Below are 13,087 nucleotides of genomic sequence, written 5' to 3'. Positions count from 1 at the left end.
ACCATGAAAAAAATAATTCTGACCCTCATTTTAGCTATAAACTTTTTTACAACTCATGCGCAAAGAAGTTATGAAATAAAATCAAATGACGGCAAAGTAATCGCTGAAAACTTTATTGGTTTTGGAGAAGGTAGAGATAGCGTTATTGTTAGAAACAAAGGCTATAAACTAAAGTTTTCATATCATACCCCACTATTCGACTTTAAAGAAGATAATGGCTATAGTCCTATAGATATTTCATTTTCTGCACGCCATATAAAACATATAACAACAAATATTTATTTGTTAATTGGAGTTGGCGGAAATACTAATCTTGAAACTGAGCTTCATTTAGTTTTTATTAAAAAAAATAAAATATTAAAATACTATGTGATTGTTTCTAATGATAAAAGACTTAGAGATATCACTTTTGAATACCTTCCAAAAACAAAAGAAATTATTTTTCCTATTACAAAAGAATATACACCTCAAGATTATATCTACGATGTAATCTTAAAAGAAAATTCACTGGATACAATAAAACCGATGAAAGCTGAAAAAGACTCTAAATTTTATCAATATAAATTAAAAGTGAAATAACCTTACAAACTACATACTTTGGTTTCCCCTACCCCTGCTCATAAGCCGCTTCCCAGGTATTAGCTTTTCCTGAATCTCCTATTTTCCCATCCATACGAATTAAGAAGTTTTAACGAGGACCGGTAGAGCCGGAAATACAGATAATGTTCTAAAGAGTTTTAAAGTAAGCCCTATTGAATATATGAAAAGTAAATACCCAGATGATGGTTATTACGCTTTTATCGGTGCTTATAATGCAGATTATCACTACTTTACAATAATAGTAAACAAAGACAATGAAACTTTTAAATTTCAGTTTATAGATCAGATAGTTGGGGTTATGGAATATCAAGAAAATAATTTAGAAAACGTGAAATTATTACAAAACATAAGGCTTTATAGATCTAACTTCCCAATGCAACTAGAACTTTATCAATTACGTAATAAAAAGAAATAAGATGAAAACATATAAAATTATTTTTCTATCGTTTAGTTTACTTTTTTTAAATTGTAAAAAGAAGGCAAATAGAATAGCCTCTAGTATAACCAAAGAAATCATTATTGATAGCATTAACGCTCAAACAAAAACAGATACGACCAATACTACAAAGGAAAGCCCGAAATTAATTGCGACTAGAGATTTTTCAAAAACATTAAAAGCCTTAAAAAGTATAAAACACACCAAAAACAAACATAAGGATTGGGTGAGTGATTATAGTTTTGTCTTTTCAGATTTAATTGAACTTGATTCAGGTTTATTTCAACTAAAAACTACTAGCTATACATACAAAAAAGACTGTACATTCTACTTACATACACTAAGCCACCTAAACGATTCAATTTCTATAAAACCGTTTTTAGAGCATGCTCAAGGAAAAACTACCGAAGGTTATACTCAAAACCGTGTCTTAATTTTTGCTATGAAAAATGATAAAGAGGCTAATTTGATAGACATTCCAGAAAAATTAAACCCTCTAAAATTGATTATAGAGCTAGAAGAAACCCTATACAAAAATATCAACAGCGATGTTATTGAATGTCATAGATTCAATGCATGTGTGTATAGAGGTTTGAGGTTAAATAAATCATGAAAAAAATAGCTTTTACCCTAATTTTGTCCGTGTGTTTTTTTACTACTCATGCACAAAATAACTCCGCAATCAATTCAAAACTTGAAACATCAAATAAAGATGACATTAGAGGTTCTTATACGCTAAAGTTTGAAAACGGAGATACGGTTAAAGTTGTAAGTAATTTTTTTCCACAAAAATCAATTGATTCGTTTTCACAACAGAATAAAAATATAAGAGGAAAATATATTTATTGCTTTAAAGGAGGTCTCAGCAAAAAAATATCTAAAATATTAAAAGAAAACAACACTAATTTCAACACAAACACCGCTCATAGTATCATAATTAATAAAGACACCGTCTTTTTTAATGGAAGAAATAAAGTAAATTGTTTAAAAGAAAACGATAGTGTTTTAATTAAATCAAGTATATATACCTTTTTCCAAGAAACAAAAGAAACCAAATTATTGATAATTAATGAACTTATTGAAATTTAGCAACCTACAAATCTAACTAAGTAAATGAAATTATCTTGTATTTTACTAATAACGTTAATAACACTACTATCTTGTAAAAAAAATAGAGATATCAATATTGTGTCTTGTAAAAAGAATAATTTTATATCAAAAGACACAACTTTTTTCAATTCAGAAATACTTTCCTCAGTTTATTTCAACTCTGAATGCAAAATAAATAAAATAAAATTATTTGTTTTATTAGACGATAGATCAGGAAATTTAAAAGACACTACAGACTTAAATGATGTCGTTATAAAATTAGGTTTTCATCCCGATACATTAATTAATATAATTATTCCAGGAAAGCAAACGTCAATTTTAAAAAAAGAGAACTCTTACTTATTACAATTGGAATATGCTTTTAAATCCCCATTTTTAGATTCAATAAATTTAATAGATTTAAAAACTATTAGTTTTGAGAAATCAGAAAATAAAAGAAACTTACTTAAATCTAGCTCATATTTTTACAATGAATCAAAATCAATTCTTGGAGTTGATAAAACCTACTTAGATTACAAGGCCTTTATAAAAAATAATGTGCGATTTAAAAATATTTCAAAATCGCCGTCAAAAGTTGATTCAATATTAATAACTGTAAAACCAAGAAAAAGTATTGACAACATCACAAAATACAATCTCATATTAAACGACACACTTATTTTAAATTTCAGAAATAGTATACATGCTAATTTCAAAAATCCTCAAACTACTGACAAAAATATCATCATGTATGATTTATTAAAATGTGATAAAAATTTTATCAGTTTCAAACTAAACTTGAGTAAATTAAATCTACATTACCTTGATTCTATAAATGTAAAATTAGATTGATCTAAAATGAAAAAAATAATTCTGACCCTCATTTTAGCTATAAACTTTTTTACAACTCATGCGCAAAGAAGTTATGAAATAAAATCAAATGACGGCAAAGTAATCGCTGAAAACTTTATTGGTTTTGGAGAAGGTATAGATAGTGTTATTGTTAGAAACCAAAAGTATAAACTAAAATTCTTAAATGACACCCCTTTATATAACTTTATAGAAGATAATGGCTACAGCCCGATAGATAATTCATTTTCAGCACGCCATATAAAACATATAACAACAAATATTTACATGTTAATTGGTGTTGGCGGGGATACTAGCCTTGGTACTGAGCTTCATCTAGTTTTTATTAAAAAAAATAAAATATTAAAATACTATGTACTTATTTCTAATGATAAAAGACTTAGAGATATCACTTTTGAATACCTTCCAAAATCAAAAGAAATTGTATTTCCTATTGCGAAAGAAGATACACCTCAAGATTATATCTACGATGTAATCTTAAAAGAAAATTCACTGGATACTATAAAACCGATGATAGCTGAAGAAAACCCTAAATTTTATCAATATAAATTAAAAGTGAAATAACCTTATAAACTAGACACTTAAAGCCTTTTACCCCTGCTCATAAGCAGCTTCCCAAGAATTCGCTTTTCCTGAATCTCCAATTTTACCATCCATACGGATTAAAAAGTTTTTAGCAGGAAAATAAGGTTCCATATGCAATTCTAAATGTACGCGGTCCTTTTGTTGCATATCTTGCTCTAGACGTTTTATAGCGAAGCTTTCAATAAGTTTTTGTGGTCCCGTGTTGCGATCTAAAAAATCTACAATGTCTTGCATGAGTGCCCTACGGGTACGTACATTAAAGTTTTCAAAGGTTTTCCTATTAAAATAATCGATGAGTACCTTACTCACATAATCAAACACACGCACTACGGAGTACGTCTGTAAGCCTAAATTATCACCATTAAACAAGGTTTTAGCAGAATAGGCTATAATCTCTCCGTTTTTATATACCATAGGAATTAAGCCAAGCCGTTCCAAAGCAGCTAAGTCATTTTTCTTAAGATCAAAACTAACACCTCCCACCTGACTTAACGCTCCAAATTTAATACCCGCACTAGCTTGTGACATTTTATTACTATAAATTTTCCCTGATAAAGATGACGATGGCGGCAGGAACAAATCATCATGCTCACTAATAGCATCATATTTTCCGCGCCCCACTAGCCAATTACATGTCATAATCGTATTAGATAAATAGGTGTCAGCACGAACATGATCTATAGTTTCAAAAACTTCAACAACATCGTCTGGAGTGTCCAAATGAGCAAAATCGGTAACCAATAACACTTTATTGTCATGGGCAATTTTAGACCATTTATCTAATACCATCGGACTTCCTAAATAGCCTGGAATTACTAAAAGCGCATAATGATCACACAAATCTAAACGATCGTAAGCGTCAACAAAAGCATCACGAACGACTTCGATAAATATGGGATTATCTAAGTCCTTCAGCTGGTCTAAATCGGCATTAAGAATACTTAAATTATTTATTTTTTCAGCTTGAGCGTTTTCAAAAAATAAAGTCAGCCCTTTATAAGCCACTTCCAAATCATTCGCGCGATTTACAACACGCTTTAAGTTCTTTTGGTAAATACTTTCAGTGCTAATAATTTTCTCTTTTGTAGAAGCGACTATGTCTTCAAGTGCTTCATGACTTTCTAGAATATCCTCCCAAAACTCTAAAGTTTCTAAAAGTTCCGCTCTAGTCTCTTGATTTTCTCTTGAAGTTAAAAAATGATGTTTTTCCAAAGGCTTTTCAGCATCCATATATTTTAAATTAGGAATATGCGTTTCTAGAAATTTGTAATTAACTTCTTCTAAGTGTACGTTTTCAATCATGCTATTCGTATGTTCTTTCAGAGTTGCCGCCTTTTAATTCTACTTTAAGTGCTTTTATCCGCTGTAAAAGCAAATTTTTAGAAGCACTATCCTGAAAAACCTGCTTTAGGGTCTCATCACTTTGCAGTGCCTTTAACATATCAAAATAATTCATTTTCTTTTGTTCCAGCCTTTTTAAAAAAGTACTTCTTGAGGTAATACTGGCCGGTTCGAAATCTGACACATTACTAAAATCTATCCTTTCCTTTACCTGTCTACCTTCCAAATCTTCAAAAACCATATGAATATTTGGTTTATAATAATCAAAAACAGCTTGTGGAGTTTGCAATCCTACTACAACCTTAGGAAGTAGCGGCGCTAAATCTGTAAACTTCTGTACCAAAAGTGTTCTATTTGGGGGTAATTCTTGAACCCCTTCTTTATGTTTAGCATTACGTTCTAAACCATATCCAATTGCCATATGCTTTAAATTTTAAAACCCTAAATATATGGTATTCGTATTGATTAATAAAAAATCTCCTACTGTTTATAATATAATTCATACATGTAAATTCAGTGTTGTGTCAAAGTTCACTTTTAAGTCAAATTCCAAACATTAAATTAACGTTTACACGCAACTAGTAACCGTATTGTAATCTTTAGTTTTTATAACCATAAACTTGCTAACCTACATTGCGCCCTTAACCAAAAAACATAAAAATGAATAAAAAAATTACGCTACTAAGCATGCTTTTGCTTACATGTTTTATTGGGGTTTCCCAAGCCTCTTTAAAAGTAACCGAAATCTGGCCAGGTAACGAACCGGGTGATAATTTAACCTCAGATTGGTTTGAAATAACCAATACAGGATCAACAGCTTGGTTATCTAGTGTTGATGCCGATTTATATTATGACGATGATTCGCAAGACCCTACTAAAGCTGCAATTATCGAAGGTATTTCACAAATTCAACCTGGTGCCCACGTTATAGTGATTATAGGAAAAAGTACTGATATTACTGAATTTAGCGCTGTATGGTCTAAAGACTACAACTTATCTGGTATTGAAATCGGATTTACAGATGGCTCTGGTCTTGGTGGTGGCGGTGATGCTGTGACTTTATTCTTAGGTGATCCTACAGTAACAAGTAACATCATTGACTTTCAAGCTTACCCTAATGCTGATGCAAATGGCGGACAATCATATGATGTAGCTTTAGCTGCTTTTAGTACGGCTGCAAACGCTAACAATGCTGCTGCTACGACACAAACAAAAAACAACGAAGGCCAATCGGCTATCGGGTCTCCTTGTAACCAAGGGCCTTTAGCTGCTGGTTTCGATTTAATCGTAACAGAAATCTGGCCTGGAAACAATCCTGGTGGTAATTTAACAGAAGACTGGTTTGAAATCAAAAACAACGGTTTAACAGCATGGGTAGCCAGTACTGATGGTAACCTATATTATGACGACGATTCTCAAGATCCTGCTAATGCGGCTATCATTGAAGGTATTGCATCGATTCAACCTGGTGAACGTGTTATCGTGATTTTAGGTGACGCTACTAAAGCCAACGATTTTAAAAACCTTTGGACATTAGATTATGACATGACCGATATTCAAGTCGGATTTAACGACGGTTCCGGATTAGGTAAGAACGGCGATGGTGTGACCCTTTTCTTAGGTGATCCTTTGGCAACTGCAAACATTATTGATTATGCCACTTACCCAAGCACAGCAGGTTTTGGAGGACAATCATACGATGTTGAATTTGGTACGTATAGTACTGTTGGTAATACATCTAACGCTGGTGCAACCAACACAACCGTTAATAACGAAGGTCAAGCGGCAATCGCTTCTCCTGGAAATCAAGGACCTTTAGCATTTACTATCCCTACATTAACGATTACGGTTGATACAGCTAAGCTTTCTAACTTCTTAGATTTACCAGAACAAAATATAGGTTCTGCGAGTGGTGTGGTAAACGATCCTACAGATCCTACTAGCATTTACGGAATTCCTTTTATTATCTCAGATATTGAAACGCCTGTGGCCGATTTACAAGTGTCGGTTTCTAGTAGTGACGAGTCAGTGGTTCCTAATGCAAATTTAGTTTTAACTGGTGCTGATGCCAATCATTTATTAAAAATTACACCTATAGCTTTAGGATTTACTACCATTACTGTTACGGTTCAAGATACCGATTTAAACACGGCTACTTACACCATCAATTATGCGGCTTCTGAGGCTTCTGTTTCACCTAGCACAAGTCGTTTTTATACTGGGGCTTCTGATGGATCTACCGGAATTACAGTTGAAGATGACTACATCTGGATTGGTGATGATGAAGATCAAACCATCAGATTATACGATGGCACACAATCAGGTTTACCTTTAAAATCAATAGATTTCAATGCCGATTTAGGTTCTACTGAAGAAGCTGATTTAGAAGGTTCTTTCAGATTAAACAATACCATTTTTTGGACGGGTTCTACTTCAGAAGCTGATAGATCTGTAATCTTTACTACCGAAGTTTCTGGTTCAGGAGCGAATTCAAACCTAACTTACGGCGATAAATACAACAGCCTACACGACGATTTAGTGGCTTGGGATACCAACAACGATCATGGTTTAGGTGCGAATTACTTCGGGTTAACTAACGTAATAGAAATTGAAGCTTTAGCCTTAGCTCCAAACAGTACAACAACAGCTTATTTAGGTTTAAGAAGTTCTACTTCAGAAAACAAAGCGATTGTTATTCCGGTAACGAACTTTACAAGTTTACCAGGTATGGCTGCTGGTTCAGCTACTTTCGGTACGCCAATATTTTTAGACCTTAACGGAAGATCTTTAAGAAGTATGGAGTGTAACGATGGTGGTTGTGTTTTAATTGGTGGTCCTTTTAACATTCAATCTGATTTTAAATTATACACGTGGACGGGTGTTGCCACAGATGCTCCAGAAATGCGTAGCGCCGATTTAACGGCATTAAATACACAGGGTTCTTTTGAAGGTATTGCCAGCTTACCTAGTTCTACTTTTTTAGGAGTCGATGGTGATACAGATAGTATTAAGTTATTAGTAGATCTTGGTGCTACCGTAATCTATAACGATGGTGAAGAGAATAAAGGCCAACGCGAAGAGTGGAAAAAATTTAGAACAGATATTGTGACTTTAGGCCCTGTAGCGCAACCAGTCATCCAAACGCCTGTAATTAACGAATTCGTAGCAAACCATGTTGGTAATAATACCGCTGAGTTTATTGAAATATTTGGTGCGCCTTTTACCGATTATTCAGCTTACAGTCTACTAATTGTTAACGGCGAAGCAGGGAATACAGGAACGATTAGTACGGCTCACAACTTAGGAACTACAGACGAAAATGGTTTTTGGTCTACAGCGTTCCTAAATGATGACATTGAAAACGGAACCATTACCCTTTTACTTGTTGAAAACTACACAGGAACCTATGGTGACGATATCGATACTACCGATAATGGTGTTATTGATGCGACATATTGGACAACGATTGTAGATGGTATCGCTATTTCAAACGGTGGTGCAAATGAATATACCTATGCTGTAGCTTTAATGCCAAATTATGATGGCGATGCCTCAACTGTTGGTGGTGCCTCACGTATCCCGAATGGATTAGATACTGATAGCGCTAGCGACTGGGTAAGGAATGATTTTGATGGTGAAGGTTTTACAGGTTTCACAGGAACACCAGTAGAAGGTGAATCACTAAATACACGTCTTGCTAATAACAAACTTGTTGGACCTATCTTAAGTATTACAGAAATCTGGGCTGGAAACGACCAAGGAAGTAACTTAACTGCAGACTGGTTCGAAATCACAAACAACGGGCCACTAGCATGGACTCCAGCTTCTGGTGGTTTATATTTTGACGATGATTCTCAAGATCCTGCATCTGCTGTGTTAATTAATGGTATAACGTCTATCCAACCTGGTGAATCGGTAATTGCTATTGATGATTCCAATGCTGATGAATTTATAGCCGTTTGGGGTGGTGTTTATAACCTTACTGATGTGCAAATTGGAACTTATGCTGGTGCCGGTCTTGGTGGCGGTGGCGATACCGTTACCCTATGGATTGGAGATCCAACAACTGTTGGGAATATAGTAGATGCTCAAGCTTTTCCAGACACGGCTTCTGCTCCAGGAAAATCATACAACGTTGAAAAAGGAGCCTTTAGCGTAATCGCTGAAGCTGCTTATTTCTCTGTAGCAACTGCAGTAAACGATGCTAACGAAGCCGCTGTAGGTTCTCCAGGAAATCAAGGACCACTATTAAGCCATAAAGAAAACATCGCAGAATTGAATACCGTAAAAGTATTCCCTGTACCGTTTAACGATGCTTTACACCTTCAGTTAAACTTACAAGCGCCTGTAACATCAAACGTTCAAATTATAGATATTTTAGGAACTTCGGTTTATAACCAAACTATGGAACTTTCAAGTGGAAAAACAACACTTGATTTTGTATCAAACCTACCTTCTGGAATCTATATTTTACGTATTGCAGCGTTAAATAAAGCGATTAAGATTGTGAAGAAATAAGCAACTTAATAGATTTTACTTAGAAGAGACTGTCTAAGGAGTAACGAATCACGTCATTCTGAACTTGTTTCAGAATCTCATCATACTGATTACTTATCATTATGAGAACCTGAAACAAGTTCAGGTTGACGAAAATTCTACTTCCAAGACAGTCTCTTTCATTTTTCACGCATTTTACTAATCACAGCAAATTTTACAGACTGAAATCCCTTTTAAAAACAATATATTTGCAGAAAAATGCTGCCCTATGGAATGTATCTCTGTTTTTGACATGCTTAAAATTGGTGTTGGTCCTTCTAGCTCCCATACTTTGGGGCCTTGGCGTGCTGCCGAACAATGGATTGCCGAGCTAAAAAAAGCCAATTTATTTGAAAACATAGACAGCATAAAAATTGATTTATACGGTTCCTTATCCCTAACTGGGAAAGGTCATGCCACAGATTTCGCGGTCATGTTAGGGCTTACTGGTGCTAACCCAGAAACCATGCCTACTGAAAATATCAATCAAATCATTGCAGATATTAAAAGCAGCAATACCCTGGTTTTAAACAATGAAAAAACGATAGATTTCAACCCGAGCACCGATATCGTATTCAATAAAAAGTTCCTGCCATTTCATGCTAACGGACTTACATTTTCAACAGTTATAAATGGTAAAAAACACCGCTCTACCTTCTACTCCATTGGTGGTGGGTTTGTAGTGAAGGAAACCAAAAACAATTCAAAAAAGAATTTCGAAATAAAATGTAGTTTTCCTTATCCTGTCGATAAAGGCACGGAACTGCTTGAGTTTTGTAAAACCTGGAATAAATCCATTTCAGAAATTGTTTTAGAAAATGAAAAATCAATACGCAGCGAAGAAGCTATTGACTTCGAATTAAAGCGCATTTGGGATACCATGCTTGAGAGCATGTATCTGGGCTGCCATACCGAAGGTAAACTTCCTGGAGGTTTAAACGTGCAACGACGCGCCTTCGACATCCATAAAAATATAAAAGGCAGTGCGCCTTACACCACGCCAGTCGAATGGATTTATTCCATCAGGCAAACCGAAGTCAAATTCCGCCAAATCCTAAAATGGGTGAGCTGTTTTGCTTTAGCCGTTAACGAGGTGAATGCCGCGCTAGGGCGTGTGGTTACAGCACCAACAAACGGAAGCGCAGGTGTCATTCCATCAGTGCTTATGTATTATTTGGTTATCGAAAATCACGATGGTAATTTTGAAGACATCAAACGTTTTTTACTCGTTGCAGGCGAAATTGGCAGCATCTTTAAAAAAGGTGCGACCATAAGTGCCGCCATGGGAGGTTGTCAAGCCGAAATAGGTGTATCATCAGCTATGGCTGCCGGCGCTTTGTGTGAGCTTCTTGGCGGATCACCCGAGCAAGTGCTTGTGGCTGCCGAAATTGCCATGGAACACCACCTGGGCCTTACCTGCGATCCTATTGGCGGCCTCGTACAAATCCCTTGTATCGAGCGCAATGCCATGGGCGCCATAAAAGCCATTAACGCTGCCGAATTAGCTCTAGACACCAACCCCGAAAACGTAAAAGTGCCTCTAGATAAAGTGGTTTCAACCATGTGGGAAACCGCCAAAGACATGAGCAGCAAATACAAAGAAACTAGCGAAGGTGGTTTAGCAGTAGGTGTTAACTTAACCGATTGTTAAAAGCATTTGGGCGCAACCACAAGGGTCGGGCTATACGCTGCAAGTCCGCGGTCGTACCTCCCTGTGGGCTTTCCACTCCTATCCCTTGCGCGACGAGGTTTACTAAGAAAAGTTTAGCCATATCTGCTTTATTTAGTATTTTTACACTTCATAAAATTTATATAGAAAAATGTCTACAGCAAAAAAAGAATACAAACGCGTTACCGTAAAAACATTGGTAGATATGAAAGCCCGTGGCGAAAAAATATCGATGCTTACCGCATACGATTACACCATGGCCAAAATTGTTGACGGCGCTGGCGTTGATGTTATTTTAGTTGGAGACTCTGCAAGTAATGTGATGGCAGGTTACGAAACCACCTTGCCCATTACTTTAGACCAAATGATTTACCACGGCTCTTCAGTAGTTCGTGCTGCAAATCGTGCCTTAATTGTGGTCGATTTACCTTTTGGAAGCTACCAAAGTGATCCTAAAGAAGCCCTGCGCTCTGCCATTAGAATCATGAAAGAAAGTCGTGCGCATTCTGTAAAACTAGAAGGTGGTAAAGAAATTAAAGAATCGATAAAACGTATATTAAACGCCGGAATTCCTGTAATGGGGCATTTAGGTTTAACGCCCCAATCCATTTATAAATTCGGAACTTATACCGTACGTGCTAAAGAGGAAGAAGAAGCAAAACGCCTTATCGCCGATGCTAAAATGTTAGAGCGTATTGGTTGTTATGCTATCGTTCTAGAAAAAATACCTGCAACTCTGGCTAAAGAAGTTGCCGAAAGTGTAAACATTCCAATTATAGGTATTGGTGCTGGTCCAGATGTAGACGGACAAGTATTAGTCCTTCACGATATGTTAGGCATGACCCACGAATTTCACCCAAGATTTTTACGTCGTTATTTAAATTTATACGACGATATGACTTCAGCAATCGGACAATATGTTGATGATGTAAAAACTCAGGATTTCCCAAATCAAGAGGAAAAATATTAAAATTGGCCTAGAAGTTAAGATTTTCAAACACATATAATACTGAAATTAATACCTGAAAAACAATCTCGACTGCGCTCGATTTGACATACCATTTAAAAGTAAACAAAGTAATAACGACTCTGTCAGTTCGAGCGCAGTCGAGAACGCTTCAAGCATACTAGCTTAAAAAACTTTAAACGACTCGTACAACAAACTATTAGCTTTAAAACGCTCCACCCTTGAAAACCGAAAAAATACTTTCTAATAAATCCAATCTTCAAGTACTTTTCGAAGACAATCACATTATTATCGTTAACAAACGTGCTGGCGATATTGTACAAGGCGATAAAACGGGCGACAAACCTTTAAGTGATGTCGTTAAGGAATACATAAAAGACAAATACAACAAGCCTGGAAACGTGTATTTAGGCACCGTGCACCGCTTAGACCGTCCAACAACGGGAGTGGTTATTTTTGCAAAAACAAGTAAGGTGTTACCAAGGCTTAATAAATTATTCCTTTCAAAAGATATTCAAAAAACCTATTGGGCGGTTGTAAAAAACGCCCCGCCAAAAACGGCCGACACCCTAACCCATTGGTTAGTTAAAAATCCTAAAAACAACAAGTCTAAAGCACACCGTAACGAAGTAACAGGCAGCAAAAAAGCAATACTTCATTACGAAGTGATAAAAAAACTAGACCGTTACTTTTTACTTGAAATCAATTTAGAAACCGGAAGGCATCATCAAATCCGTTCCCAACTGTCAACCATAGGCTGCGCCATAAAAGGCGATTTAAAATATGGTTTCGACCGTAGTAACAAAGATGCCAGCATCCATTTACATGCGAAACATATAGCGTTTATCCATCCCGTAAAAAAAGAACCTATAGCCGTTGATGCACCTTTGCCAGAAGACGTAATTTGGAAGGCTTGCGACAATTAGTTGTTGGTTGATAGTTATTGGTTTTTAGTTTCTAGTTTGAGGTTAATTTGTTCCAATGAAAGAAGTAA

General features: G+C 35.6%; 12 protein-coding genes. 10 read left to right on the top strand and 2 right to left on the bottom strand.

Annotated features, from left to right (window positions below; translation table 11 throughout):
• The first annotated feature begins 3 nt into the window (after positions 1–3).
• The 6 genes from Q4566_RS15030 to Q4566_RS15005 all read left to right on the top strand — a co-directional run bounded on the left by Q4566_RS15030 (position 4) and on the right by Q4566_RS15005 (position 3,559).
• Positions 4–579, top strand: coding sequence for a hypothetical protein (locus Q4566_RS15030; RefSeq protein WP_303422968.1), 576 nt, complete (start codon positions 4–6; stop codon positions 577–579).
• 181 nt (positions 580–760) lie between these two features.
• Positions 761–1,015, top strand: coding sequence for a hypothetical protein (locus tag Q4566_RS15025; RefSeq protein WP_303422965.1), 255 nt, complete (start codon positions 761–763; stop codon positions 1,013–1,015).
• A gap of 1 nt (position 1,016) precedes the next feature.
• On the top strand, positions 1,017–1,649 hold the full coding sequence (locus Q4566_RS15020) for a hypothetical protein (RefSeq protein WP_303422962.1): 633 nt from the start codon (positions 1,017–1,019) through the stop codon (positions 1,647–1,649).
• Positions 1,646–2,125: a hypothetical protein gene (locus Q4566_RS15015; protein ID WP_303422959.1), complete on the top strand. Its 480-nt coding sequence runs from the start codon at positions 1,646–1,648 to the stop codon at positions 2,123–2,125. The genes Q4566_RS15020 and Q4566_RS15015 overlap by 4 nt, the downstream gene beginning before the upstream one ends.
• Before the next feature lie 24 nt (positions 2,126–2,149).
• Entirely contained in the window at positions 2,150–2,977 is an 828-nt protein-coding gene (locus tag Q4566_RS15010) for a hypothetical protein (protein ID WP_303422956.1), read from the top strand.
• Positions 2,978–2,983: 6 nt separating this feature from the next.
• Positions 2,984–3,559: a hypothetical protein gene (locus Q4566_RS15005; RefSeq protein WP_303422953.1), complete on the top strand. Its 576-nt coding sequence runs from the start codon at positions 2,984–2,986 to the stop codon at positions 3,557–3,559.
• A 27-nt stretch (positions 3,560–3,586) separates the two neighbouring features.
• Here the strand turns inward: Q4566_RS15005 and Q4566_RS15000 are convergent, their stop codons facing one another.
• Both Q4566_RS15000 and Q4566_RS14995 read right to left on the bottom strand, forming a co-directional pair.
• Positions 3,587–4,882, bottom strand: coding sequence for a type VI secretion system contractile sheath protein TssC (locus tag Q4566_RS15000; protein ID WP_303422950.1), 1,296 nt, complete (start codon positions 4,880–4,882; stop codon positions 3,587–3,589).
• A gap of 1 nt (position 4,883) precedes the next feature.
• Positions 4,884–5,342: a hypothetical protein gene (locus tag Q4566_RS14995; RefSeq protein ID WP_303422947.1), complete on the bottom strand. Its 459-nt coding sequence runs from the start codon at positions 5,340–5,342 to the stop codon at positions 4,884–4,886.
• A 239-nt stretch (positions 5,343–5,581) separates the two neighbouring features.
• Between Q4566_RS14995 and Q4566_RS14990 the strand changes: the two genes are divergently transcribed.
• The 4 genes from Q4566_RS14990 (at position 5,582) to Q4566_RS14975 (ending at position 13,019) form a co-directional block, all read left to right on the top strand.
• Positions 5,582–9,439: a T9SS type A sorting domain-containing protein gene (locus Q4566_RS14990; RefSeq protein WP_303422944.1), complete on the top strand. Its 3,858-nt coding sequence runs from the start codon at positions 5,582–5,584 to the stop codon at positions 9,437–9,439.
• Positions 9,440–9,686: 247 nt separating this feature from the next.
• Complete coding sequence (locus Q4566_RS14985; protein WP_303422941.1) at positions 9,687–11,108, top strand: L-serine ammonia-lyase; 1,422 nt, start codon at positions 9,687–9,689, stop codon at positions 11,106–11,108.
• Positions 11,109–11,277: 169 nt separating this feature from the next.
• A complete protein-coding gene (panB, locus tag Q4566_RS14980; RefSeq protein ID WP_303422937.1) occupies positions 11,278–12,096 on the top strand; it encodes a 3-methyl-2-oxobutanoate hydroxymethyltransferase in 819 nt (272 codons plus the stop codon).
• Positions 12,097–12,314: 218 nt separating this feature from the next.
• Positions 12,315–13,019, top strand: a complete 705-nt coding sequence (locus tag Q4566_RS14975; RefSeq protein WP_303422934.1) for an RluA family pseudouridine synthase — start codon at positions 12,315–12,317, stop codon at positions 13,017–13,019.
• The last annotated feature ends 68 nt before the right edge of the window (positions 13,020–13,087 follow it).

Source organism: Tamlana sp. 2_MG-2023 (genome assembly GCF_030548465.1).
Taxonomy (GTDB): domain Bacteria; phylum Bacteroidota; class Bacteroidia; order Flavobacteriales; family Flavobacteriaceae; genus Pseudotamlana.
The sequence above is the reverse complement of the archived record's forward strand: the minus strand, read 5'-3'. Positions and strand labels throughout refer to the sequence as shown.